This is a genomic window from Streptomyces sp. NBC_00443, assembly GCF_036014175.1.
Taxonomy (GTDB): domain Bacteria; phylum Actinomycetota; class Actinomycetes; order Streptomycetales; family Streptomycetaceae; genus Streptomyces.
This window is the reverse complement of sequence record NZ_CP107917.1, coordinates 621,396-644,812: the sequence shown is the minus strand read 5'-3', so window position 1 is coordinate 644,812 and position 23,417 is coordinate 621,396. Positions and strand designations below refer to the sequence as shown.

Below are 23,417 nucleotides of genomic sequence, written 5' to 3'. Positions count from 1 at the left end.
CTCAGGCCCCCGCGCGGGCCTTCGACGGCCCGTGCGGGACGGGCACCACCGTGGCCGGCAGCACCAGGTCGGCCTGGTCCCGGGTCGCGGCGACCAGCTCCGCGTTGCGCTGGTCCGAGCGCAGTACCCACGCCACCGCCTCGTCGTGCGGCTTGCCGAACTCCTCGTGCCGGGCGACCAGCCGCCGCAGGCGCTCCGGCTCGTCGAGCTCGCAGAACCACACCTCGTCCAGCTGCGGCCGTACCCTCGCCCACGCACCCGTACCCAGCAGCAGGTAGTTGCCCTCGGTCACCACCAGCCGGGCCGTGGCCTCCACCGGGACGGCGCCCGCGATCGGCTGCTCCAGAACCCGCTCGAAGCCGGGCGCGTACACGGTGTCACCGTCGGAGTCCTCGCGCAGGCGCCGCAGCAGCGCCGCGTACCCCGCCGCGTCGAACGTGTCCGGCGCGCCCTTGCGGTCCCGGCGGCCGAGCCGGTCCAGCTCCGCGTCGGCAAGGTGGAAACCGTCCATGGGCACATGCGCGACCCAGGGATCCCCGGCACCGTTCAGCTCCCGCACCAGCTGCTCGGCGAGCGTCGTCTTGCCCGCCCCCGGGCTGCCGGCGATGCCGAGGACGGCGCGGCGGCCGTCACGGGGGAGGGACCGGGCACGGGCGAGGAGGTCGTCGAAGGTCAGGGCCACACAGCAGAGTGTGTCACCCGGTCGGCGATGACTTCCCGGGGTCCGCGGAGTCTCCTGGACAAGGGGATTCTCCGCATCAGGAGTCTCTCCAAGACGGGGGAGAGAGGTGCGCATCATGTCCGACGACGACACCACGCAGATCCGCACACTGATCACGACCTGGGCTGACGCCGTCCACCGGGGAGACCTCGACGGTGTCCTCGCCGACCACGCCGAGGACATCGTCATGTTCGACGTACCGCCGCCCCACGACGGCATCCGCGGCCTGCCGGCGTACCGCGCCACGTGGCCGCCGTTCTTCGAGTGGCAGGCCAAGGGTGCCTCCTTCGAGATCGAGTCACTCGACATCACCGCGGGCGCCGACGTGGCGTACGCCCACGCCCTCCTGCGCTGCGGAACCCCGGAAGAACTCGCCGAACGCCCCACCCTCCGCCTGCGTCTGACGCTCGGTCTGCTCAAGGAGGGCGGCCGCTGGGTGGTCGCCCATGAGCACCACTCGTTCCCGCACGACTGACGCACAGCCGAGGACGTCCCTGTCAGGCACCTGGCCGAACATCGCACTGCACGCTTGCACCTTGCGCGCTAGTTTGTCCGTGTTTGTGATGATATTTCGGTTCCCCGTCGGCCGACTCGCCCGGCTGCGGGGCTCGGAACCCTACGACACGTAGGGGTGAGGGGTGGACGATGGCCCACGGCACGAAGCCCATGCTCACGAGAGTGGGACGGCGCGACGAGGCGCTCGCGTCCGGGAGGCCGTGGCGGGCGCGCGGCCACGGCCTGCTCGCGGCGGTGGCCGGGGCTTTCACCCTCGCCCAACTCCTCCTCGTACGGCCCGCGATGGGCCTTGGCTGGGACGAGATCGTGTACGTCAGCCAGGTCGGCACCGACGCGCCGGCCGCCTTCTTCAGCGCGCCACGCGCGCGTGGCGTCACCCTGCTGGTGTGGCCCATCGCCTCCTGGTCGTCGTCCACGACACTGCTGCGCGTCTACGTCGCCATCCTGTCCGGACTCGCCCTGTACCTGGCCCTGCGCGTCTGGCGCGGCCTGTTCCCGGCCCGCGTCCTGGCAGGCGCCGGAGCCCTCTTCGCCTCCCTCTGGGTGACCCTCTTCTACGGCCCGCAGGCCATGCCCAACCTCTGGGTCGCCTTCGGCGCCCTGGTCTGCGTGGGCTGCTTCCTGAGGGCCCGCGCGGACCGCTTCGACCGGCGGGCCCTGTGGGGTGTCCTGGCCGGTGCCGCGCTGATGGCGTGGATGCGGCCCACCGACGCCGTATGGGTCACGCTGCCCCTGCTCGTCCTCGTCGTCGCCGAACGCCACTGGCGGCTCGGGGCCGCTCTCGCGGCGGGACTCGCGGCCGGGGGCGTCCAGTGGGTGATCGAGGCGTTCATCAGCTACGGCGGTCTGCGCGAGCGGCTGAACCAGGCCTCCCGCATCCAGGGCGACCTGGGCTGGAACCTCGCTGTCGACGACCAGCTGCGCAGCCTGGTCGGAAACACCCTGTGCCGGCCCTGCAACGGCGAGATGCCCGACCCGGCCGTCTACGCCTGGTGGTTCGTCCTCCCCCTGCTCGCCGCCTACGCTCTCGCGGTCGCCGTCCTGGACGGACGCACCACCCGCACCCTGGTCCCGCTGCTCTGCGCCGCGACGGCCGCCTTCCCGTACCTGTTCCTGATCGGATACGCGGCACCCCGCTTCCTGCTGCCCGCCTACGCCCTCCTCGCCCTCCCCGTCGCGCATGCGCTGCTCCGCCTGGCCACCACGCCGGCCGGCCGGTGGCGCCCGGCGGTCGCGGCCGTGATCGCGCTGGGACTGGCCGGGCATCTGGCCGTGCAGTACGCGGTTCTGGACCACACCGTGGACCGCACCACCGCCAACCGCCAGGCCTGGGCTCGCTCCGCCGCCGAACTCCACCGCCTCGGCGTGCGCCCGCCCTGCCTGCTCACCGGGCACGAAGCGATCCCTGTCGGGTACTACACCGGCTGCGACTCCGGCGCGACGCGCGGCAACAACGCCAACACCACCACGGCCGACATCCTGCGGACCGCCCGCAGTGCTCCGGTCGGCGCCCTCACCAATCCCGGCGGCACACCTCCCCGGTACGCCCGTGGCTGGGAGCTGCACCGCCTCGACGGCCTGGAAGTCCGCATCGCCCCGGCGCGGGGCGCGGGCGGAAGGGCATGACGTCGGAGCAGTTCCTCGCCGCACCCCAGCGCCGACGGGCCTACTGGCACGCCCTGCTCACGCTCGCCGTCCTCGTGGCCGTGGTCTGGCTGGCCCGGCGTCACTGGGCCGTGCTCGAGACCGGCGCGGTCCGGCTCGCCGTCGCCGACCGGGGCTGGCTGCTCGTGGCCGCCGCGGCCACGCTCGTGACATGGCCCTGCTCGGCGCTCGCCCAACAGGGTGCCGTGCCCCGCCGACTGCCGCCCGGCCGGCTCGTGGCAGGGCAGTTCGCCGCTTCCGCGGCCAACCACGTGCTGCCCGCCGGACTCGGCGCCGGCGCGGTGAACCTGCGCTTCCTCATACGCTGCGGCATGCCGATCGGCGCCGCGGCCACCGCCATCGCCGTCAAGGGCACCACCGGTGCGATCCTGCGCGGCGCCCTCATCGCCGTACTCTTCTTCGCCGCCGGCCCCGGCCTGCTGCACCTCCCGCACGTCAGCGGGGGAGTCCTGATCGCCGGGTGCGCCACGGTCGCCGCCGCGATCGTCCTGCTGAGCGGCCCCCTGTGGCACCGGTGCAGGCGGGCACTGGCCGCGGCATGGGCGTACATCGTCGCCGTCCACGCGAGACCGGTGAGGGCGGCGGCCCTGTGGGGCGGCTCGCTGGCCTTCGTGACGCTGCACTGCGCCGTGCTGATCGCCGTCAGCCGTGCGGTCGCGCTGCCCCTCCCGCCGGCCCGGGTGGCGCTGCTGTATCTGGCGGCGAGCACCGCCGCGGCCCTGCTGCCCACGCCCGGCGGCCTCGGCTCCCTGGACGCGGTGCTCGCCCTCGCGCTCACCGCGGCCGGAGCCCCGGCCACCGCGGCCGCCTCCGCCGTACTCGGCTACCGGCTGCTGACGGTGTGGCTGCCGCTGATTCCCGGGCTGATCGTGCTCGCCGTCCTCGTCCGGCGCGGGGCGCTGTGAGCGGCAAAGACCCGCGCCCGTCCCGACAGACCGGACGCCGCGCCCCGACCCCGCCTCCGCGAGACCTGGTCCGCCGCCGCGATCACCCGCGCAGCCCCACCTCCCTGCGCCACTTGACGAACTGCTTGTCCGGATCGCCGGTGTACGCCCACGGCGCCCGCGTGGCCCTGCGCTCCAGCATCCGGAACAGGGCCGCGGCGATGTCGTGGGCGCCCGCGTGACAGGCCGCGTGGGTCAGGTAGTTGAGATCGCGGAGCTCGCCGGGGGACACCGTGCTGTCGGCGCGGCCCGTGATCCAGCGCTCCCAGGTCCGGCGTACGTCACTGGCGGCGCCGTCGTCGCTCCAGTGCTGTCCGAGACCGACCGAGGCATGCTGCCCCCGGGCCGCGTCCAGGGCGTAGCGGAACTCCTCGACCCGGGCGTACTGCACGAGCACCGGCAGCGGGCAGCCGGACGGTGCCACGCCGGCCGCGTCACGGGCGAAGTCGTACATCAGGCCGTGGGTGCCGTGCCAGCGCGAGGAGTAGTAGTGCAGCACCTGGAGGTGCCCCTCCACGCTGTACGGGTCGCGCTGGTGCAACTCGTCCCACCAGCGCGCCAGTTCCTGCCGTCGTACACCCGACGGATACAGCCGTGCCACGGAGATCAGCGAGATCCACGGCGTCGGATCGTCCGGGTAGGAGTCGGCGGCCTTCAGGCACGACAGCACCGCGGCGTCGATGCGCTGCCGGTCGATCGGCACGCCCCGGCCCGCGGTGATCGCCAGGTTGAACGCCCGGGCCGTCTCCGTCGCGGCCCGCAGCACCAGCGCGTCGGCGCTGTGCGGCTCGGCTGCCAGCCACGACTCCGCCGTCGAACTGCTCGCACACGCCTGCGCGAGCTGCCGGGTCCGATGTCCGCGGACCAGCCAGTCGGGGCCGGTTGCCCGCAGCAGCTCCCGCAGCCCCTGCCAGCGGCCGATGACGATGTCCTGGCGGGCACAGGTGAGGGCGGCGTCACCGCAGTCGGGGTCGAAGTCGGGAACGAAGCGGTCTTTCGCCATCGAGGGCTCTCTCAGAAATCGGTGGGAAGACCCTCGTGGACAAGGGAGTCGGTGCCGGACCTGGTGCCGTCACCGCCGGCGGGAACGTAGTCCGCCTCGACGGTCTCGGCGGCGTCAAGTTTCGCCGGCCGGTAGTAGTCGCTGCCCTGCCGCCAGTACCAGAGCATCGGGATCAGCCCGGCCGCGAGGCCGCCGATGCCGATCGTGATCGCGGAGGTGCTCAGCTCGCCCAGCGACTCGACGAAGATCCAGAACATGAACAGGGCTCCGAACAACGGCCACACACCGCCGAGTACGAAGTTGCCCACCGACTTCAGCAGCATCCTGCGGTAGGCGACGACCACCGCGAGTCCCGTCAGCCCGTAGTAGACGGCGATCTGCAGGCCGATCGCCGAGATGGCGTCGGAGAGGATCTCGCCCACCGTACCGAGGGAGTTGGCGGCGACGAACATCCCGAGCGCCACCACGCCGACCACCGCGATCGCCACCCACGGCGTGTTCCAGCGGCGGTGCACACGGCCCAGCGCGGACGGCATCGTACGGTCCCGGCCCATCGCGAACAGCGAGCGCGTGACCTGGATGAGCGTGGTCTCCAGGGTGGCGATGGTCGACAGCATCACCGCCACGATCAGCAACTTGCCGCCCCAGCCCGGCCACACCTCCTCACCGAGCACGGCCAGGACGTTGGCGTCGTTGTCCTGGATCTGCTTCGAGGAGAGGATGACGTTCACCGCGATCGTGAACACCTCGAACAGCAGGAAGACGATGCCGACTCCGATGAGCCCCGCAAGGCCCGTCGTACGGCGGCTGTTGCGGGTCTCCTCACTGAGGTTGCTGGTGACGTCCCAGCCCCAGTAGTAGAACGCGGCGATCAGCGCCCCCGACGCGAATCCCGTGACCCCGTCGAAGTGGCCGAAGCCGAGCCAGGACCAGTCGAAGGCCCGGGCGTTGTCCGAGTGGAGCAGGGCGAGTACCGCGAACAGGGCCAGTATCGCCAGCTCGACGCCGGACATCACCAACTGCGCGCGGACGGTCAGCCGCGCGCCGCCCAGCACCACGAGCAGCATGACCAGGAACCAGCCGGCGCCGACCAGGCTGGACAGCGCGGTGTTGTCCGCGAGGCCCTCGTCGAAGACGGCGAGCGTCATCGATCCGGCGGGCAGCGAACCGGCCACCATGAAGATGGTCGCCGAGACCACCAGCGCCCAGCCGCTGATGAAGCCCAGGAAGGGATGCAGGGTACGGCCGACCCAGGAGTAACTGGCGCCCGCGTTCACGTCGATCCGGCTGAGATAGCTGTAGGCCAGTGCGATGCCCAGCATGGGTATCGCGCAATACAGCAGCGCGGCCGGGCTTGCCAGGCCCACCGCGCCGACGAGGACCGCCGTGGTCGCGGCGATGGAGTACGCCGGGGCACTGCCCGCGATCGCCATCACCACCGTGTCGAACGTACCGAGGGCGTTGGCCTGCAGCCCTCTTCCCCTGTTGTTGCTCATGGATGCGCTGCTTTCCGTCGTGCACGACGTGGGGGCGAGCCGGCCCCGACGGCGTAAGGGGAGTGGGGGGTGGATGAACGCCACGGACCGGAGAGGGATGACCTCGGGTCAGGGGCGGCGGAACGGGGGTGGCGGACACTGTACGCCGTTGCGTCGTCGTGCAGTCACGCCGTGTGTGCGAGTGATGATAGCCACACTCCTTGATGCTTCAAGAGCCATGAGATCTTCCGGGGTTGGACAACGCACAACGGGAAACGCGGTTCAGGACATGCAACCGGCACAACCCGCCGCCGCGCGCGAGTGAGGAGGAAGCCATGGGCACCGGACACACGCCCGCAGAGTCGATGGCCGACGACGCGTACCAGCCCACCGGAGGCAACGAGGAACAGCAGGACGCGGCTCCGCTGGATCTCCAGGACGCCTTGGACGAGCGGACCTACGACGACACCCTCGACGAGGGCTACTCCCCGCCCGAGAAGCCGCTGGGCGTCACCAAGTACGGCACCACGGCCGCCGAACAGCACGCCGGTGAGACCCTCGACGAGCGGCTCACCCAGGAGGTCCCCGATGTGAGCGAGCCCGTCGGCGACGACGTCGGTGACCTGCAGGGCGGCGACGGCGAACCCGTCGACCCGGAGGCGGGCACCGACCGTGCGGGCCGCCTGGTCGCACCGGACGAGGGCGCCCACGCCGGCACCACGAAGGAGCAGGTCGCCTTCGACCAGGGCATCGACGGCGGAGCGGCCGGCGCGGAGGAGGCCGCGATGCACGTGGTCGAGGACGACGCCGACCTTCCCGAGGGCGGCGTGGACACCTAGGGTGGTCCGGGAGGCTCAGTCCCCGATCCGGTCGATCTGCCGCAGCCTGTTCGTGGCGTCGAGGGCGGCGACCTTGTACGACTCAGCCAGCGTCGGGTAGTTGAACACCGCGTCGACCAGATAGTCGACGGTTCCGCCGCACCCCATCACGGACTGCCCGATATGGATGAGCTCCGTCGCCCCCGTACCGAAGCAGTGGACACCGAGCAGCGTGCGGTCCTCGGGGGAGACCAGGAGCTTCAGCATGCCGTGCGAGTCGCCGATGATCTGGCCGCGGGCCAGTTCGCGGTAGCGCGAGATGCCGACCTCGAACGGCACCCGGTCCTCGGTGAGCTGGTCCTCGGTCCGCCCCACGAAGCTGATCTCCGGGATGGTGTAGATACCGATCGGCTGGAGGTTGTGCATCCGGCCGACGGGCTCGCCGCAGGCGTGGTACGCCGCCGCCCGCCCCTGCTCCATCGACGTCGCGGCGAGCGCGGGGAAGCCGATGACGTCGCCGACGGCGTAGATGTGCGGCACCTCGGTGCGGTAGTGCTCGTCGACCGTGATCCGGCCGCGCGGGTCCGCGGTCAGCCCGGCCTTGTCCAGGTCGAGTTCGTCGGTGAGCCCCTGCCGTCCCGCCGAGTACATCACCGCGTCGGCGGGGATCTTCTTGCCGCTCTCCAGGAGGGTCAGGGTCCCACGCGAATGCCGCTCGACCGCGGCGACCGTCTCGCCGAAGCGGAACGTCACCGCGAGGTCCCGCAGGTGGTACTTGAGCGACTCGATCACCTCGACGTCGCACATGTCGAGCATCCCGGCCCGCTTCTCCACCACGGTGATCTTGCTGCCCAGCGCGGCGAACATCGAGGCGTACTCCATGCCGATCACCCCGGCACCCACGATCACCATGGAGCGCGGCACCCGCTCCAGCGCCAGGACGTTGTCCGAGTCCAGGATCGTCCGTCCGTCGAACTCCACACTGGCCGGCCGCGCGGGCCGGGTGCCGGTGGCGATGACGATGTGCTCGGCGGTCAGCAGCCGTTCCTGTCCGGTGACCTCGCGCAGGGCGACGGTGTGGGGATCGACGAAGTGCCCCGTTCCGGCGTAGAGGGCGACGTGGTTGCGGGACAGCTGGCTGCGGATGACGTCCACCTCGCGGCCGACCACGTGCTGGGTTCGGGCGGTCAGGTCGGAGACGGTGATGTCCTCCTTGAGCCGGTAGCTCTGGCCGTACAGATCTCGCTGGGTGAGGCCGGTCAGATAGAGCACCGCCTCGCGCAGGGTCTTGGAGGGGATGGTCCCGGTGTGGATGGAGACGCCGCCGACCATGTCGGGGCGGTCGACGACGGCGACCCGGCGGCCGAGCTTGGCCGCGGCGATGGCGGCCTTCTGGCCACCCGGGCCGGATCCGATGACGAGCATGTCGAAGTCGGGCACCTCAGGAGTCTGGCAGCCGCGAGACCCCTTCGAAAGGGTGAGCCGGAAACCTTTGACAATGTGAAGTGCCGGGGAGACGGCGATGTGAAGTGCCGTCGCAGACAGGGAAGTTGCGCCGGCGCCCTGCTGACGCCGCAGGACCCCCGCCCACCGCCGGGAGCGCACGGCGGACCCGAAGCGGAAACGCTCGCCATGGGTCGATAATGCAGGTATGGGGCATCGACTCGCAGACGCGAGCGGACCGGCCAGGCTGGCCGCCCCCGAGGAGGGCATCGGCCGGGACGAACTGGCGCTCGCGGCCCGCAACCACGGCCTGCCGCTCGAAGCTCTGCGCCACGACATCACCCCGCCCGGACTTCACTACGTCCTGACCCACTACGACATCCCGTACGTCCCCGACGACACCTCCTGGCATCTGGCCCTCGGCGGCCAGGTCCGCCGCCCCCTGCGTCTGAGCCTGGCCGACCTTCGTACGTTCCCGCAGGTCACCACCCGGGTCACGCTGGAATGCGCGGGCAACGGCCGGGCCCTGCTGACGCCCCGGCCGGTGAGCCAGCCCTGGCTCGTCGAGGCGGTCGGCACCGCCGAGTGGACCGGCGTGCCACTGCGGCTGCTGCTCGCCGAGGCCGGTATCGAACCCGACGCGGTCGAGGTCGTCTGCACCGGCGCCGACCACGGTGTCGAGCGCGGCGTCGAGCAGGACTACCAGCGCGCGCTGCCCCTCGACGTGGCCATCGGTGGCGACCCCGAGGTGCTGGTGGCGTACGCGATGAACGGCGCCCCACTGCCCCCGCAGCACGGCCGCCCGCTCCGGCTGGTCGTGCCCGGCTGGTACGGCATGGCGCACGTGAAGTGGCTGTGCGAGGTCACCGTCGTCGACGAGCCGTTCACCGGATTCCAGCAGGCCGTGGCCTACCGGCTGCGCCAGCACCCCGAGGACGAGGGCGAGCCGGTCACCCGCATCGCCCCCCGCGCCCTGCTCGTCCCGCCGGGCTTCCCGGACTTCATGTCGAGGGCACGCGTGGTCCGGCCCGGGACGGTGACCCTGGAGGGGCGGGCCTGGTCCGGGCGCGCCGCGGTGACGCGCGTAGAGATCAGTACGGACGCGGGGCGGACCTGGCAGGAGGCCGGGCTGGATCCGGGTGACGGGCATCGGTGGGCGTGGCGCAGGTGGCGCCACAGCTGGACGGCGATCCCCGGCGAGCACGTGCTGAGCGCCCGGGCCACCGACGCCGACGGCCACACCCAGCCCCTGGACCAGCCCTGGAACCGCGGAGGCTTCGCCAACAACCTCGTGCAGCGGGTGCCGGTGCTGTGCCTGGACGAGGGCGCGGCCGAGGCCGGTCAGTGAGGCTGCGGGCAGGGACCAGCCGCACGCGGCCGCCCCGGGTGCGGTCGCGCACCCGGAGGCGACCCGTGCGGACCTGGCCGGTCAGGCTAGGGCAGCAGCTTGTCGAGGGCGGAGGGACCCTCGGCAGCCAGCTTGCGCTTGGCCCATTCCAGATTGCGCGGGGTGAGGTCCTTGCCTGAGGCAAGGACTATGTCCTCGGGGGACACATCGGTGCCGGTGCGGGCGTGGAGCAGGTCGTCCGGGGTGACGCGCTCCCCGGACGGCCCGGACGCTTCGGGCTGGGACGTCGGCATCATCTCTGCTCCTCGGATCCGGGTGACTTCTTCGGGCCCGGTGCGGTCATCGGGTCTGTTAACACCATTCAACGCCCGAGCAAAGCCTGCATCCGGAGCCGTCGGGAGAGCACCCGCGCCCGTCCCCCGCGTCAGCCCTCGAACGGCGTGAGCGTCAGCCTGATCCCCGTCGGTGCCGTGTCCTGGATGTACGAGGCGAAGTCCGCGACGTCGTCGAAGGCGAAGCCGTACGCCTTGCCGTCCTCGTGGGCCGCGTGCATCGCCTTGGCGTAGTGGTTGGTCAGGTCGCCCCGGTAGAAGGTGGCGGCGTCGGTCGTCGGCTGGGCGGGATGGCCGATCAGCGTCGAGCGGTTGAAGCCGGCGCCGAGGACGGCGGCGACGGGACCGGTCGTGCCGTCGTTGGGGGCGGCGAGATTGCCGTCGCAGAACAGCACGTCCCGTGTCGACGGCTTGGCGAAGGACACCTGAGCGGGCCCGTCGAAGGCGAACCGCTCACCGCGAACCCGCCCCGTGAACGCACCCGCGTTGGTGGTGACGGTGAGGTCCCGCCCGGTGTACATGCTCCAGACCTCGTCGATGGACGGGGTGAAGTAGTCCTTGGCGAAGAGCCCGGCGTCCAGGCCGTGGCCCGGGGCGATGATGCGCGTGTCGTCCACGACGAGCCGCGCGAAGTCCTCGACCTGGCGCACGGCGGCGAAGGCGGCCGCGCGTCCGCCGGCGCGCAGCTTGCCCGTCGTCTGGTCCTTGGCCCCGGTCAGCCGGATGCTCAGCGGCACGCTGAACATGTCGACCATCGTGGTGTTGCAGAACATTCCGGCGGCGTTGAAGGTGAACTCGGCGCAGTCGTGCAGCACCTCGTAGTTCGGGTCCGACGCCACCCAGCCCGCGGGATACTGCAGCGCGGCATTGCCGTTGCCGTCCGCGACGGCCTTGAACTTGAGCTTGGCGCCGAGCGACACATAGATCCGGCCGGACATGTGGGGGAGTGACAGCCGCGTCTCGCCGCCGGACAGGCTGATCGCGTAGTCGGTGAAGCCGTCGGGGCCGTTGTCCGCCAGGGCGATCGGCGCGAGGGCGCCGTCGGGCGTGACGCGCACCTGCCTGCCGTCCTGGTTGCCGACGATGTAGACGTGGACGTTCGCGTTGTCGAAGGAGCCGCTGTCGTTGACGATCGTCAGCGGCATCGAGTCCGCCGCGGCGGGCGCGGCATCGCCCGCGGGCGTACCCGCGAGGGCATACGGAGCCACGGCGGCGATGGCGGGGACGGCCACCGCCGTGCCGCCGAGGGCGAAGAGAAGCCGACGTCGACCGAGAGTGCGCTGGTGACGGGATGTCATGTGGGGGGTCTCCCGGAGTACTTGTGCGGGTACTTGGGCTGCGGTGGTGACGGGGACGGTACGTGTGAGAGCGCTCTCGAAACGCGCCTCGCCGCCACCGATGGGCCCCGATGCTACGCACGCCCGCCGCAACGGCCAACGGGTCTGCATCGTGACCAAACGCCTCTGGACTGCGGGAACTTGAAAAGCCACGGAATGACCACGACCGCTTAACTCTCTCCTAAGTCCCACTTAAGCTCCGGACGCGTCCGAGGAGCCCTTGAGAGCGCTCTCGACGAATCTCGACGACCGTGCACACCCACGCGAGAAAACCCGTGGACGGACCCGGCGAAAATCACGTACGGTGTGGCTCCACGCCCTGAGACGGACGGAAGGAGGCGAGTGCCGTGCAATCCACACCTTTCCAGCGCTCCCCTTCCGTTGCCCCGGCGTGTTTCGTCTGATCTGACCGGGAGCGCTCCAAGCAGCCTGTATCCCGGAGGAATCCGTGACCGATCTGGTCATCCGTACGCTCTCGACGAGCGACGCCCATCTCTTCGACGCACACCCCGACCCGCTGGGCGCCCGTGAGGGCCACCAGCGAACCCGTTTTCGCCCCGAGTGGAAGCGAGTTGCCCTGCGTGACGGCACGGTCGTCGCTCGCGGCGCCTGGTGGGGCGGCCCCGACGAATCGGAGCCCCTCAACATCAACTGGTTCGACGTGGCCGAGGGCGAGGAGGAAGCGGGCGCCGAACTGCTGCGCTCCGCTCCCTGGCGGGTCGAACTCGAGATCAACCTGCCCGGCGGCTGGCGGGAGAAGCCCGACCTGAAGGCCGCGGCCGAGGCCCGCTTCGGCGCCGCACGTGCGGTCGGCTACGAACTCCTGGTGGAACGCTTCCTGTACCGCTGGACCCCGGAACTCGGGCTGCCCGAACGGCCCGGACGGCTCCGCTTCAGCGCCGAGTCCGATGACGCCGTCTTCTTCGACGCACTGCGCCGCATCCACTCCGTCACCCTCGACGCCCACGCGCTGCGGGCCATCGAGGAGGGCGGCCCCGACCAGGCCGCACAGGAAGAGCTCGACTTCTTCCACTGGTGCCCGTCCCCACGGGAGTGGTGGCAGGTCGCGCACACCCCGGAGGGCGAGCTGGCCGGCATCCACATCCCGGCACACAATCCCTCCGGCCCGACGATCGGCTTCATCGGAGTCGTCCCGGAGCATCGCGGCCACGGCTACGCATACGACCTCCTCGCGGAGTGCACCCACTTCCTGGCCGAGCAGGGCGCGGAGTTCGTCTCCGGAGCAACGGACCAGGGCAACTTCCCCATGGCCCGGAACTTCGCCAAGGCGGGGTTCCCCGTGGTCAAGGAGCGCATCAACTTCGATGTGGCGGGCGGCCGTAGTGAGCGGTAGCCCCGAGTCGTAGGGATACCGGGCGGCCCGGACCTCGATGTCAGGTCCGGGCCGCTCAGCGACCCGTACCGGGTGATGGTCTCGCCACGAGGCTGGACCAGTACGGATCGTGTCAGGGCAGGGCGCCCGCCGGTGTGCGCGCCGCGTCGCGCAGGCGGGCGGCGTCCTGGCTGGGCGGGGCGCCGAACTGGCGGCGGTACTCGCGGCTGAACTGGGACGGGTTGTCGTAGCCGACGCGGTGGCCCACTCCGGTGACGTCGCCGGGGTGGGTGGCAAGCAGCAGCCGGGCCTCCTGGAGCCGGATCTGCTTCTGGAACTGGATGGGGCTCATCGCGGTCACCGCCTGGAAGTTGCGGTAGAAGGCGGAGACGCTCATGCCGGACATCCGCGCCACGTCCTCGACCCGGAAGGGCTGTGCGTAGTGCTCGCGGATCCAGCGCACGGCCCGCGAGACATGGCTGAGACTGCTGTCGGCGAGGCCGAGCTGGCGAACCGTCGCGCCCTGCTCGCCGGTGATGACCCGCCACAGGATCTCCCGCTTGACCAGCGGGGCCAGTACGGCCCGGTCGCGGGGTTCGTCGAGCAGGCGCAGGAGCCGGATCACCGCATCCAGCAGGGCGGGCGAGGCGTCGCTGACGGCGATCCCCGAAGGCGCACCTCCGGTCGTGCGCGGGGTGTCGGCGGGCCCGGCCCGCAGCAGCAACTCGCGACGGCGGACGGTTCCAGGACGAGCCCGAACCCCAGCGCCGGCTGCTCGGGGCCGGCCTCGGTGAACTGTCCGGTGACAGGCAGGTCGACGGATGCGACCAGGTACTGCCCCGGACCGTACTCGAAGACCCGGTCGCCCAGCGCGAGGCGTTTGGCGCCCTGGGCGATGACCGCCAGCACCGTGCCCGACATGGAGGGCGCCGGCGGATCCGGCCGGTCGACCTTGGAGATCAGGACGCCGTCGACGGCGGTCGTCCAGTCGGGCCGGACGTGCCGGTCCAGCAGGGTGCGGAGCTCTTCCAGCTGCATGCCTCCATTGCAGCACCCTCGCGCGCCACAGCTCCCGAGCACGCGAGGATCGTGCAAGCACCAGCGAGCATCGTTCTAACGTTTCCGCAGGTCAGGACGGTTGAATGGAGTCACCGAGCTCCATACGACCGTTCCCAGGAGGACCACCATGAAGGTCGCCATCGTCACCGGCGCCAGCTCCGGCATCGGACAGAGCGCTGCGATCGAGATCGCCAAGCGCGGGGTCGGAGTCATCCTGACCTACGGCAGCAACCCGCAAGGAGGGCAGGAGACCGTCGCCGTCATCGAGAAGGAGGGCGGAACGGCCGTCGCGCTGCCCCTGGACGTCGGCGAGACCGGCACCTTCGACGGGTTCCGCGACACCGTGGCCGCAGTGCTGCGCGACACCTGGCAGCGCGACACCTTCGACTGCCTGGTGAACAACGCCGGCTTCGCGCAGACCTCGCTGATCGAGGACACGGCCGAGGAGACGTTCGACAGGCTCATGCGGGTCCTGCTCAAGGGCCCGTACTTCCTCACGCAGAAGCTGCTGCCCCTGATGGTGGACGGCGGCGCCATCGTCAACACGAGCAGCAACTCGGCGTCCACCACCACCGGCCTGGAGCCCGGCTACTCGGTGTACGCCAGCATGAAGGGCGGCCTGGACGTGCTGACCCGCTACATGGCCAAGGAGTTCAGCGGCCGTGGCATCCGGGTCAACGCGGTATCGCCGGGGGCGACCCGCACCCGACTCGGCGACGACGCCTTCACCCGGTTCCCCGAGGTCGTCCCCGCCCTCGCCGCGAAGACCGCGTTCGGCCGCGTCGGTGAACCCGACGACATCGGCGCGATGATCGCCACGCTCGTCTCCGACGAGAGCCGCTGGGTCACCGCCCAGAACATCGAGGTGTCGGGCGGCTACAACCTCTAGGGCTGGGCCAACCGGCTCCAGTGCTGGTCTACCCGCCTCCCGGGCTGGGGCCACCCGCGACCCGCCACCCGTCAGACGTCGCCGTTCAACAACGCCTCGGCCATCGCCAGGATCTCGGTGACCCGCAGGCCGAACGCCGCGTCACACATGTGCGGGCGGCCGGTTCGGGAGGCCGTCAGCAGGGCGTCCGCGGCCCGGAGCAGGGCGGACACCGCGCTCTCGGTGCTCTCCGGCAGCAGCGTCACTCCGGCCGTGCCCCGCAGTTCCACGGTGGCTCCCGCAGCGGCGGCCGGTGCCGTGAGGCTCAGGGCCAGGGCGCTGGACGCGCCGCCGGCGTGGTCGAGGACCAGGTGGACGGTGTCGCCGGGCCCGTGTGCGGCAGCCGTCACCTGCCTCGCGTCCCCCAGGACCGGCAGCAGCACGGACAGGGCGTGCGGACCCACGTCCCAGAGCGCGCCCTTGTCCTGCCGCCAGGGCGAGGCCGCGAACGGGTTGCCGTCATCGCTGAACACCGCGCCGAGCCACTCCGCCCGACCCGTGAACCAGCCTTCCACAGCCGCCTGTTCGGTGATCCACGCCTCGGTCTCCGGCTGGAAGCGGGTGGTGAAGAAGACGACCGAGGCCACTCCGGCCTCTTCGACCGCCTCGACGACCGCCCGTGCCTGCTCCACGGTCGGCGCGAGCGGCTTGTCCAGCAGCAGATGGCAGCCCGCCCGCGCCGCACGCGCCGCCAGGTCGGCCTGAATGGCGGGCGGCAGGGCGACGGCCACGGCGTCCACGTCGGCGAGCAGCACGTCGACATCGTCGTAGGCGCGGACGCCGTAGCTGTCGGCCAGTTCCTCGGTGGGAGCCGTACGGCGGCCCCACACCCCCACGAAGTCCAGTTCGGCGTGCCGGTCCAGGGCGGGAGCATGGGCCATCTGGGCCCACGGGCCGGTGCCGAGCAGTCCGATGCGCATGCCGCCGCCTCTCACAATGCCGTCGATCGATCGAGGTGAGCGTGTCACACCAACCCGGAAGGGGCGCAAGCACTTACCCGGGCGATGCCGGCAGCGGGGATTCAGCGGTGGCATCACTGAATGCATTCGCTTTCTTCTATTGGACCTCCCGCGACCCGAAAGCCACTCTGGAGTCGGTCCGGTACCGCGTGCGATGCATGGCGCGCTCGCCGGGCGACATCGTTTTCCACGCGACAGCCGAAAGGGGTCACGAGCCCATGCACACCCGCCGCATCGGCGATGCCGAGGTCAGCGCGATAGGTCTGGGCGCCATGCCCATGTCCATCGAGGGGCGCCCGGACGAGGCACGTTCCCTCGCCACGGTCCGCGCCGCGCTCGACGCCGGTGTGACCCTGATCGACACCGCGGACGCCTACCACCGGGACGCCCACGAGGTCGGTCACAACGAGACCCTGATCGCCAAGGCCCTCGCCTCCCACGACCGGGGCAAGGACGTCCTGGTCGCCACCAAGGGCGGCCATCTGCGTCCCGGCGACGGCAGCTGGACGCTGGACGGCAGCCAGCGGTACCTCAAGGAGGCCTGCGAGGCATCGTTGCGCCGGCTCGGCGTGGAGGCCATCGGGCTCTACCAGTTCCACCGCCCCGACCCGAGGGTGCCGTACGCCGAGTCGGTCGGCGCCGTACGCGACCTGCTCGACGAGGGCAAGATCCGGATGGCCGGGATCTCCAACGCAAACCCGGAACAGATCCGCCAGGCCGACGAGATCCTGGGCGGCCGGCTGGTCTCCGTGCAGAACCAGTTCTCCCCGGCGTTCCGCTCCAGCGAGCCGGAGCTGCGCCTGTGCGACGAACTCGGCGTCGCGTTCCTGCCGTGGAGCCCGCTCGGCGGCATCTCCCGCGCTCGTGAACTGGGCTCCGCCTACGCCCCGTTCGCGCGGGTCGCCGAGGCCCACGGGGTGAGCCCGCAGCGGGTCTGCCTGGCCTGGATGCTCGCCAAGTCGCCGGTCGTCGTCCCGATCCCGGGATCAAGCCGTCCCGAGACGATCCTCGACTCGCTCGCCGCGACCGAACTCGCCCTCACCGCGCAGGAGATCGCGGAGCTGGACGCCGTCTGAGCCTGGGAAGGACAACGCCGATGGCGTCGTCGCACGAGAGACCGCTCGACCACCGCTATCGCGGCGAACACCCGGTACGCACCCTGGCCTATCTGTTCCGCGCCGACCGCCACCGCCTTGCGGCGGCGGTCGGCGTCTTCACCGTCAAGCACAGCCCGGTCTGGCTGCTGCCGCTGATCACCGCGTCCATCATCGACACCGTCGTCCAGCACCAGCCGATCAGCAGGCTCTGGCTGAGCACCGGCGTCATCATGGTCATCCTGCTGGTCAACTACCCCCTGCACGTGCTGTACGTGCGCCTCCTGTACGGCAGTGTGCGCCGGATGGGCACCAGCCTGCGTTCCTCGCTGTGCACGCGGATGCAGCAGCTCTCCATCGGCTACCACTCGCGCGTCAGCGCCGGAGTGCTGCAGGCCAAGGTCGTGCGTGACGTGGAGACCGTCGAGCAGATGGTGCAGCAGACGGCTGAGACGGGGCTCGGCGCGGGCACCGTGCTCATCGGCGGCCTCGTCATCATCGCCCTGCGGACACCGGAGTTCGTGCCCGTCTTCCTCGTCGTCGTGCCCGCCGCCGCATTGGTCGTCGCCCGCCTCAGGGCCCGGCTGCGCACCCACAACGAGCACTTCCGTCACGAGGTCGAGACCCTGTCGTCCCGGGTGACGGAGATGACCCGCCTCATCCCGGTCACCCGCGCCCACGGCCTGGAGGGCAAGGCGCTGCGCCGCATGGACGGCACCCTGCACCGGCTGCTGACCTCCGGCATGCGCCTCGACCTCGTCAACGGCCGCTTCGGCTCGCTCGCCTGGGTGGTACTGAACGTGGTCGGCGTACTCGTACTCGCCGGCGCGGCGCTGATCTCGTACTACGGCGTCTGGGGCGTGACCGCGGGCGATGTCGTCATGCTGAGCGCGTTCCTGACCACCCTCACCAACTCCACGACCACACTGGCGGCACTGGCCCCCGTCATCACCAAGGGCCTGGAGTCCGTCCGCTCCGTCGGCGAGGTGCTCCAGGCGCCCGAACTTGAGGACAACGAGGGCAAGGCCGAACTCGCCTCCCTGCACGGCGCCGTGACCTTCGAGAAGGCCGGGTACGCGTACGAGGACAACGGCCGGCCCGCCGTGCGGGACTTCAGCCTGACCGTCGCGCCGGGGGAGACCATCGCCCTGGTCGGCGCGTCCGGTGCGGGCAAGTCCACCGTGCTGAACCTCGTCATCGGCTTCATCCGCCCGACCTCCGGCCAACTCCTGCTCGACGGCACGGACATGAACACCCTCGACCTGCGCACGTACCGCCGCTTCCTCTCGGTCGTGCCGCAGGAGTCGATCCTCTTCGACGGCACCATCCGCGAGAACGTCGCCTACGGCATGGACGACGCCGACGAGGAGTCGGTGCGTGCGGCGTTGCGCGACGCCAACGCGCTGGAGTTCGTCGACCGGATGCAGCAGGGCCTCGACACCGTGGTCGGCGAGCGCGGGGCACGGCTGTCCGGCGGACAGCGCCAGCGCCTGGCCATCGCGCGGGCCCTGATCCGGGACCCGAGGGTGCTGGTCCTCGACGAGGCGACCTCGGCCCTGGATACCTACTCCGAGGCGCTCGTGCAGCAGGCCCTCGCCCGTCTGCTGCACGGCCGCACCACCTTCGTGGTGGCACACCGACTGTCCACGGTGCGCGGGGCCGACCGGATCGTGGTCATGGGTGACGGCCGGATCCAGGAGATCGGCACCCACGAGGAACTCCTGCGCCGGAACGGGGCGTATGCCGCGCTGCACAGCGGGCAGGTCGCCTGACGCACCGTCCGGACGGCCGGACTGCCGGTCGTCCACCACCGGCCCGCCCGGTGTTCGAGAAAGCGACCGGCGACATCGCGATGACCTGCAAGGCAACGGAGATGTAACAACAGGCAACTAAAGGGTGTTCGGCGCGGTCTAGTCCGCCATGAAGATCTCTTTCCTGCTGCACAACGCCTACGGGATCGGAGGCACGATCGCCACCACCTTCAACCTGGCCCACGCCCTGGCCGGCCGTCACGAGGTGGAGATCGTCTCCGTGCTGAGGCACCGGGAACGTCCGAACTTCGCCCTGGACCCGAGAGTGTCCTTGAAGCCACTGGTGGACCTGCGGCACGAGAAGGAACATCCCCTCCATCTCAGACCGGCGAAGGTGTTCCCCGTCGCCGAGTACCGCTACCGGCAGTACAGCGAGCTGACCGACCGGCGGATCGGCGAGAGCCTCGCGGCGACCGACGCCGAGGTCGTCATCGGCACCCGGCCGGGGCTCAACGTGCACCTCGCCCGCCAGGCGCCGGAGCACGTGGTCCGCATCGGGCAGGAGCACCTCACCCTCGACAACCACCCACCCCGGCTGCGCACCACACTGCGCCGCGCCTACCGCCGGCTCGACGTGCTCACCACGGTCACGGACGCGGACGCCGCCGCCTACCGGCGCAAGATGCGGCTGCCCGGCGTCCGGGTCGAGGCACTGCCGAACAGCGTCCCCGATCCGGTGCTGCCCGCGGCGGACGGCAACGCCAAGGTGGTGGTCGCGGCCGGACGACTGGTCCCGGTGAAGCGGTACGACCTGCTCATCGAGGCGTTCGCCCAGGTCGTCGCCGAGCACCCGGACTGGCGCCTGCGCATCTACGGCAAGGGGGAGGAACAGGCACGGCTGCGGCAGCTCATCGAGAGCCTGGGCCTGTACGACAAGGCCTTCCTGATGGGCGCGGCGGCCCCCATGGAAGCGGAGTGGGTCAAGGGCTCGATCGCCGCGAGCGCGTCCAACTTCGAACCGTTCGGCATGACCATCGTCGAGGCCATGCGCTGCGGCCTGCCCGTGGTGAGCACCGACTGCCCCTACGGTCCCGCCGAGATCATCAAGGACGGCGTCGACGGCCGGCTGGTCCCGGTGGGCGACCCCGACGCACTGGCCGCCGCACTGCTCGACCTCGTCCGCGACGACGAACAGCGCCGGCGTATGGGCCGTACGGCCGTAGAGAACGCGGGCCGGTTCGCCCCGGCCCCCGTCCTGGAGCAGGCCGAGCGCCTGATCGACGAGGCCAGGGCAGCGCGCGGGACCGGGCGACCGGGCCCAGCACCGGAAAGCGGCCCGATAGGGCGCCGAATAGAGCGGGCCCTGGTCAGCCAGGGCTTCGCCGCACGCGACACCGCGTATGCCGTGGCCTCGCGCGCGCTGCGTACGGTCCGGAAGGGGCAGCGATGATCATGGAACGCGACATGGCGAGCGGCACGAACCTGCGCGCCGACTGCACGGTCGACGCCGACGGCCGGATCACCTTCGCCCTCCAGCCACCGTCGGCCACTGAACTGCAGCCACCGTCGGCCACTGCCCACCTTCTTCTGAGGCTTCGCCCCAAGAAGGGCCAGCCCGAGAAGACCCTCCATGCCCTCGACCTGGAACCGGCGGAGGACGGGCGTCTTCGTGCCGTGCTGGATCCGCGGCCCGCGCTCGCCGAGGGCCGCTGGGACGTCTACCTGCTCCCCGAACCCGGCGCGCCGCGACAGCGCCTGCGCCCCGGGCTGCGTGACCTGCGGACCCTCGTCGACGGCCACCGCAGTGAACGGCGGGCGCCGGTCGCCGTGCGGATTCCGTACGTCACGAAGGACGGCTACCTCGCGGTGCGGGCATGGCTGCGTGCCGCTCACGCGGAGGTCGAGGGCGTCGAGGTGAGGGACCGGTCGATGACGGTCAGGGCCAGGCTGCACGGCGTCTCGCTCGCCGAGGGTGCCTCCGTGCGCGTGCGGCTGCGGGGTGGTGGCGGCACCGCAGTGAACGTCGTGCCGCAGGTCGAGGACGACGCCCGGGGGTTCCAGTTCACCGTGGAGTTCGGGGAGTTGGTCGCTGACGGCGGCGCCGGGAACCGTGTCTGGGACCTGTTCGTCCGGGCCGGGTCCGCGGAGGGGACAGCGCCCGTCCGGATCGGCCGCCTGCTGGACGACGTGGCGGACCGCAAAGAGATCTTCGTCTTTCCCGCGGCCGATGTCGGTGGCTCGGCGGTGCGCCCCTACTACACGGTCGACAACGACCTCTCCGTACTTGCGGACAGAACCTGACCGCAAGCCTCCGTACGGTCGTTCCATGACGCAGACGCAGAAGATTCTTGTCACCGGCGCCACCGGAACCGTCGGCCATCAGGTCGTCGCCGAGCTGCTCGCCCGCGGCCACATGGTCCGGGCGCTCACCCGGGATCCGGCGAGGTCCGACTTCCCGGCCGGCGTCGAGGTCGTGCAGGGCGACCTGACCGAGCCCGACAGCCTGGTCCCGGCCCTGGCAGGCGTCACCGGCCTCCATCTGATCACCTTCGGCGGGGCCTACTTCGCCCCGCTGGAGACCGGCCCGCGCATCCTGGACCTGGCCCGCGCGACCGGCGTGCGCCGGGTCACCGTGCTGCACGGTGGCGGGCCGTCCCTGCTGGAGGACGCCGTACGGGCGGACGACGGGGTGGACTGGACCGTCCTCATGCCGGTCGAGTTCATGGCCAACGCCCTTGAGTGGGCGGACGGGATCGTGGCCTCGGACGAGGTCCGCGAGCCGTTCGTCTCCCGGCTCAGCGCCATGGTCCACGAGGGCGACATCGGCGCCGTGGCCGCGGTCGCGCTCACCGAGGAGGGGCACGGGCGCCAGGAGTACGTGATCACCGGGCCCGAACTGCTCACCGTCACCGACAAGGTGGCCGCCGTCGCCGCCGCCCGCGGCCGGGAGATCTCCCTCGTCGAGCTGACGCAGGAGCAGGCCGTCGCCCAGTGGCGGGCGGCGGGTCATCCGGAGGACGTCATCGGCTTCCTGCTGGAGGCGTACGGCAACACGCCCGAGGTGGGCCGTACGGTCGCCGACACCGTCGAGAAGGTCACCGGCCGGCCGGCCCGCACCTTCGGACAGTGGGCGGCGGAGCACGCGCGCGAGTTCATGGCACCCACCGGCGGGGCTGTCTCGTAGATCTGGCGCAGTGGCTAGCGTCCCGCCGACATGCGGGTCGCCGCGTCGTGGACGACCTGTGCGTGCAGCTCGAACAGGGCCACGAGGTCGACGGTCTCGCCCTTGACCTCGCGGTGCACGAACAGGCCGTCGGCGCCGGCGATGGCGTACGTGGTGAGGGTGTCCACTGCCTGCTCGTCCAGGTCGGGGAACAGGGTGGCGGCGACCTCGGCGATCTTCCGGTGGGTGATGTCACGGACCTGGAGGAACGCCGTGCGGCCCCGGGGTTCGGTGGGACGCCGCTCCAGGGCGAGCATGAGGCCGAGGCGGAGGAAGTCCGGTGCGTCGACGAGTGACTTGGCCACGTTGGCGGCCATGGCGGTCACCCGCTCCAGGGGCGTACCGGTCTCCTCGCCGGGCAGTTCGACGGCCGTGAGCCAGGCCTCGAAGCTGCGCTCGATGACCGCCGCGATCAGGTCGTCCTTGTCCTTGAAGTGCCAGTAGATGGAGCTGGCGGGCAGCCCGCACTTGGCGCTGACGGCCGCGATGGAGGTGCCGTCGTAGCCACGCTCGCCGGCGATCTCGACGGCGGCGTCAAGGATGCGCTGACGTGACTCCACCCCGTTGGCACGCTTCTTGCGTGCCGTGTCCGGCCTGGTCATGGGGTGCCCCTCCGGTCGTAGAGGGCCGTCGGACCCTGTGAACGATCATGTCCTGAAGCGTCCACTCTAATTGGAGCATCCCCTACAGCATCGCCCGCGGCAGAAGTGGTGCCGGGTCAGCCGACCAGGGTGTCCACCACATCGAGGTCCGGCAGGTCGAGCGAGCAGATCCGCGTGGCCTCGTCGGCGGGGATCCCGAACTGCCGCAGCAGGCTGCGGGCGACCAGGTCCGCGGACCGGGCGTCGTCCCGGTCGGGCTGGGCGTGCAGCAAGGAGCCCAGCGCCAGCACCGCGGCCGCCGTCATCGTCAGGGCGAGGTCCAGGTCCTCCACCTCGAACCGCCCCGCGTCCACCGCGACCCGGATGTCGTGGAACGCGTGGGGTGCCAAACCGCGCTGGGAGTGGGCCAGTTCGAGCCCCTGGCTCAGCAGGACGCGGCTCAGCTCCGGGTGGCGGCGGTGCAGCCGGCCGGTCAGCCGAAAGCTCTGGGCGAAGGCGACCGCGGGGTCCTCGATGTCCGCGGTGAGGCGGTCCATCAGCGTGCCCCACCACTCCAGCGCCTCCTCGACCGCGACGCGGAAGAGCTCGTCCTTGCTGTCGAAATGGTTGTAGAAGGAGCCGACCCCGATGTCGGCGAGCTCGGTGATCTCCAGGATGGGGACTTCGGTCCGCCCTTCGGCCAGCAGTCGCTGCGCCGCGCCCACAAGCGCCGTGCGCGTCCGTGCCCTGCGCCGGTCGACTCGCCCGGATGCGGTCCGCTCGGCCATCACGCCATCCTCCATGCCACCCGTCACTCGTTTCCCCCCGCACTCTAGCCGCCCCGCACTTGTTTCCTGAAGATTCCTTCAGTTCTATTGACTGACGAC

The 23,417-nt window shown here is 71.0% G+C and carries 21 protein-coding genes and 1 pseudogene; 12 read left to right on the top strand and 10 right to left on the bottom strand.

Annotation, left to right across the window (positions count from 1 at the left end; all coding sequences use genetic code 11):
* Nucleotide 1 precedes the first annotated feature (1 nt).
* Nucleotides 2-682: a nucleoside/nucleotide kinase family protein gene (locus OHO27_RS02940; protein ID WP_328419973.1), complete on the bottom strand. Its 681-nt coding sequence runs from the start codon at nucleotides 680-682 to the stop codon at nucleotides 2-4.
* 115 nt (nucleotides 683-797) lie between these two features.
* Between OHO27_RS02940 and OHO27_RS02935 the strand changes: the two genes are divergently transcribed.
* From OHO27_RS02935 to OHO27_RS02925, 3 genes are all read left to right on the top strand, one after another.
* Nucleotides 798-1,196 carry a YybH family protein gene (locus OHO27_RS02935; RefSeq protein ID WP_328419971.1) on the top strand — a complete coding sequence of 133 codons (399 nt, stop codon included), beginning with the start codon at nucleotides 798-800 and terminating at the stop codon, nucleotides 1,194-1,196.
* 170 nt (nucleotides 1,197-1,366) lie between these two features.
* Nucleotides 1,367-2,863: a hypothetical protein gene (locus OHO27_RS02930; RefSeq protein WP_328419969.1), complete on the top strand. Its 1,497-nt coding sequence runs from the start codon at nucleotides 1,367-1,369 to the stop codon at nucleotides 2,861-2,863.
* Nucleotides 2,860-3,807, top strand: a complete 948-nt coding sequence (locus tag OHO27_RS02925) for a lysylphosphatidylglycerol synthase transmembrane domain-containing protein (RefSeq protein ID WP_328419967.1) — start codon at nucleotides 2,860-2,862, stop codon at nucleotides 3,805-3,807. Before OHO27_RS02930 ends, OHO27_RS02925 begins: the two co-directional genes overlap by 4 nt.
* A gap of 82 nt (nucleotides 3,808-3,889) precedes the next feature.
* Here the strand turns inward: OHO27_RS02925 and OHO27_RS02920 are convergent, their stop codons facing one another.
* Together OHO27_RS02920 and OHO27_RS02915 are read right to left on the bottom strand one after the other, a co-directional pair.
* On the bottom strand, nucleotides 3,890-4,849 hold the full coding sequence (locus OHO27_RS02920; RefSeq protein ID WP_328419965.1) for a hypothetical protein: 960 nt from the start codon (nucleotides 4,847-4,849) through the stop codon (nucleotides 3,890-3,892).
* A gap of 11 nt (nucleotides 4,850-4,860) precedes the next feature.
* Nucleotides 4,861-6,345 (bottom strand): APC family permease, encoded by a 1,485-nt coding sequence (locus OHO27_RS02915; protein ID WP_328419963.1) that lies wholly within the window; start codon nucleotides 6,343-6,345, stop codon nucleotides 4,861-4,863.
* Between the two features lie 314 nt (nucleotides 6,346-6,659).
* Here OHO27_RS02915 and OHO27_RS02910 point away from each other — a divergent pair, with 314 nt between their 5' ends.
* Nucleotides 6,660-7,163 carry a DUF5709 domain-containing protein gene (locus OHO27_RS02910; RefSeq protein ID WP_328419961.1) on the top strand — a complete coding sequence of 168 codons (504 nt, stop codon included), beginning with the start codon at nucleotides 6,660-6,662 and terminating at the stop codon, nucleotides 7,161-7,163.
* Between the two features lie 15 nt (nucleotides 7,164-7,178).
* On the opposite strand, the gene sthA is transcribed toward OHO27_RS02910, so the two are convergent.
* The gene (gene sthA, locus OHO27_RS02905) at nucleotides 7,179-8,582 is read right to left on the bottom strand and encodes a Si-specific NAD(P)(+) transhydrogenase (RefSeq protein ID WP_328419959.1); all 1,404 of its coding nucleotides are present in this window, start codon (nucleotides 8,580-8,582) and stop codon (nucleotides 7,179-7,181) included.
* A gap of 211 nt (nucleotides 8,583-8,793) precedes the next feature.
* On the opposite strand from sthA, the gene OHO27_RS02900 reads away from it, so the two are divergent.
* A complete protein-coding gene (locus tag OHO27_RS02900) occupies nucleotides 8,794-9,933 on the top strand; it encodes a sulfite oxidase (protein WP_328419957.1) in 1,140 nt (379 codons plus the stop codon).
* Nucleotides 9,934-10,019: 86 nt separating this feature from the next.
* Here the strand turns inward: OHO27_RS02900 and OHO27_RS02895 are convergent, their stop codons facing one another.
* Both OHO27_RS02895 and OHO27_RS02890 read right to left on the bottom strand, forming a co-directional pair.
* Complete coding sequence (locus OHO27_RS02895; RefSeq protein ID WP_328430330.1) at nucleotides 10,020-10,226, bottom strand: hypothetical protein; 207 nt, start codon at nucleotides 10,224-10,226, stop codon at nucleotides 10,020-10,022.
* Nucleotides 10,227-10,357: 131 nt separating this feature from the next.
* Nucleotides 10,358-11,563, bottom strand: coding sequence for a beta-1,3-glucanase family protein (locus OHO27_RS02890; RefSeq protein ID WP_328419955.1), 1,206 nt, complete (start codon nucleotides 11,561-11,563; stop codon nucleotides 10,358-10,360).
* Between the two features lie 487 nt (nucleotides 11,564-12,050).
* On the opposite strand from OHO27_RS02890, the gene OHO27_RS02885 reads away from it, so the two are divergent.
* On the top strand, nucleotides 12,051-12,956 hold the full coding sequence (locus OHO27_RS02885; RefSeq protein WP_328419953.1) for a GNAT family N-acetyltransferase: 906 nt from the start codon (nucleotides 12,051-12,053) through the stop codon (nucleotides 12,954-12,956).
* A 112-nt stretch (nucleotides 12,957-13,068) separates the two neighbouring features.
* On the opposite strand, the pseudogene OHO27_RS02880 reads toward OHO27_RS02885, so the two are convergent.
* A pseudogene (locus tag OHO27_RS02880) lies at nucleotides 13,069-13,973 on the bottom strand (AraC family transcriptional regulator).
* Nucleotides 13,974-14,121: 148 nt separating this feature from the next.
* Between OHO27_RS02880 and OHO27_RS02875 the strand changes: the two are divergent.
* Nucleotides 14,122-14,883, top strand: coding sequence for an SDR family NAD(P)-dependent oxidoreductase (locus OHO27_RS02875; RefSeq protein WP_328419951.1), 762 nt, complete (start codon nucleotides 14,122-14,124; stop codon nucleotides 14,881-14,883).
* A gap of 71 nt (nucleotides 14,884-14,954) precedes the next feature.
* Here the strand turns inward: OHO27_RS02875 and OHO27_RS02870 are convergent, their stop codons facing one another.
* The gene (locus OHO27_RS02870; RefSeq protein ID WP_328419949.1) at nucleotides 14,955-15,842 is read right to left on the bottom strand and encodes a Gfo/Idh/MocA family protein; all 888 of its coding nucleotides are present in this window, start codon (nucleotides 15,840-15,842) and stop codon (nucleotides 14,955-14,957) included.
* 257 nt (nucleotides 15,843-16,099) lie between these two features.
* Between OHO27_RS02870 and OHO27_RS02865 the strand changes: the two genes are divergently transcribed.
* From OHO27_RS02865 to OHO27_RS02845, 5 genes are all read left to right on the top strand, one after another.
* The gene (locus OHO27_RS02865) at nucleotides 16,100-16,957 is read left to right on the top strand and encodes an aldo/keto reductase (protein ID WP_328419947.1); all 858 of its coding nucleotides are present in this window, start codon (nucleotides 16,100-16,102) and stop codon (nucleotides 16,955-16,957) included.
* Between the two features lie 20 nt (nucleotides 16,958-16,977).
* Entirely contained in the window at nucleotides 16,978-18,747 is a 1,770-nt protein-coding gene (locus OHO27_RS02860) for an ABC transporter ATP-binding protein (protein WP_328419945.1), read from the top strand.
* A 148-nt stretch (nucleotides 18,748-18,895) separates the two neighbouring features.
* Entirely contained in the window at nucleotides 18,896-20,176 is a 1,281-nt protein-coding gene (locus OHO27_RS02855) for a glycosyltransferase family 4 protein (RefSeq protein ID WP_328419943.1), read from the top strand.
* Nucleotides 20,173-21,027, top strand: coding sequence for a transferase (locus tag OHO27_RS02850; protein WP_328419941.1), 855 nt, complete (start codon nucleotides 20,173-20,175; stop codon nucleotides 21,025-21,027). Before OHO27_RS02855 ends, OHO27_RS02850 begins: the two co-directional genes overlap by 4 nt.
* A gap of 25 nt (nucleotides 21,028-21,052) precedes the next feature.
* On the top strand, nucleotides 21,053-21,910 hold the full coding sequence (locus OHO27_RS02845; RefSeq protein WP_328419939.1) for an NmrA family NAD(P)-binding protein: 858 nt from the start codon (nucleotides 21,053-21,055) through the stop codon (nucleotides 21,908-21,910).
* Between the two features lie 14 nt (nucleotides 21,911-21,924).
* On the opposite strand, the gene OHO27_RS02840 is transcribed toward OHO27_RS02845, so the two are convergent.
* Both OHO27_RS02840 and OHO27_RS02835 read right to left on the bottom strand, forming a co-directional pair.
* A complete protein-coding gene (locus tag OHO27_RS02840; RefSeq protein WP_328419937.1) occupies nucleotides 21,925-22,551 on the bottom strand; it encodes a TetR/AcrR family transcriptional regulator in 627 nt (208 codons plus the stop codon).
* Between the two features lie 116 nt (nucleotides 22,552-22,667).
* Nucleotides 22,668-23,318, bottom strand: coding sequence for a TetR/AcrR family transcriptional regulator (locus OHO27_RS02835; RefSeq protein ID WP_328419935.1), 651 nt, complete (start codon nucleotides 23,316-23,318; stop codon nucleotides 22,668-22,670).
* Nucleotides 23,319-23,417: the final 99 nt, after the last annotated feature.

Excerpts from the sequence above, each read along its gene's own strand:
- OHO27_RS02875 (WP_328419951.1), top strand. The coding sequence starts at position 14,122 with ATGAAGGTCGCCATCGTCACCGGCGCCAGCTCCGGCATCGGACAGAGC.
- OHO27_RS02835 (WP_328419935.1), bottom strand. The coding sequence starts at position 23,318 with ATGGCCGAGCGGACCGCATCCGGGCGAGTCGACCGGCGCAGGGCACGG.
- OHO27_RS02930 (WP_328419969.1), top strand. The coding sequence starts at position 1,367 with ATGGCCCACGGCACGAAGCCCATGCTCACGAGAGTGGGACGGCGCGAC.
- OHO27_RS02925 (WP_328419967.1), top strand. The coding sequence starts at position 2,860 with ATGACGTCGGAGCAGTTCCTCGCCGCACCCCAGCGCCGACGGGCCTAC.
- OHO27_RS02890 (WP_328419955.1), bottom strand. The coding sequence starts at position 11,563 with ATGACATCCCGTCACCAGCGCACTCTCGGTCGACGTCGGCTTCTCTTC.
- OHO27_RS02935 (WP_328419971.1), top strand. The coding sequence starts at position 798 with ATGTCCGACGACGACACCACGCAGATCCGCACACTGATCACGACCTGG.
- OHO27_RS02860 (WP_328419945.1), top strand. The coding sequence starts at position 16,978 with ATGGCGTCGTCGCACGAGAGACCGCTCGACCACCGCTATCGCGGCGAA.
- OHO27_RS02920 (WP_328419965.1), bottom strand. The coding sequence starts at position 4,849 with ATGGCGAAAGACCGCTTCGTTCCCGACTTCGACCCCGACTGCGGTGAC.
- OHO27_RS02855 (WP_328419943.1), top strand. The coding sequence starts at position 18,896 with ATGAAGATCTCTTTCCTGCTGCACAACGCCTACGGGATCGGAGGCACG.
- OHO27_RS02850 (WP_328419941.1), top strand. The coding sequence starts at position 20,173 with ATGATCATGGAACGCGACATGGCGAGCGGCACGAACCTGCGCGCCGAC.
- OHO27_RS02910 (WP_328419961.1), top strand. The coding sequence starts at position 6,660 with ATGGGCACCGGACACACGCCCGCAGAGTCGATGGCCGACGACGCGTAC.
- OHO27_RS02865 (WP_328419947.1), top strand. The coding sequence starts at position 16,100 with ATGCACACCCGCCGCATCGGCGATGCCGAGGTCAGCGCGATAGGTCTG.
- OHO27_RS02840 (WP_328419937.1), bottom strand. The coding sequence starts at position 22,551 with ATGACCAGGCCGGACACGGCACGCAAGAAGCGTGCCAACGGGGTGGAG.
- OHO27_RS02900 (WP_328419957.1), top strand. The coding sequence starts at position 8,794 with ATGGGGCATCGACTCGCAGACGCGAGCGGACCGGCCAGGCTGGCCGCC.
- OHO27_RS02845 (WP_328419939.1), top strand. The coding sequence starts at position 21,053 with ATGACGCAGACGCAGAAGATTCTTGTCACCGGCGCCACCGGAACCGTC.
- OHO27_RS02915 (WP_328419963.1), bottom strand. The coding sequence starts at position 6,345 with ATGAGCAACAACAGGGGAAGAGGGCTGCAGGCCAACGCCCTCGGTACG.
- OHO27_RS02895 (WP_328430330.1), bottom strand. The coding sequence starts at position 10,226 with ATGCCGACGTCCCAGCCCGAAGCGTCCGGGCCGTCCGGGGAGCGCGTC.
- OHO27_RS02870 (WP_328419949.1), bottom strand. The coding sequence starts at position 15,842 with ATGCGCATCGGACTGCTCGGCACCGGCCCGTGGGCCCAGATGGCCCAT.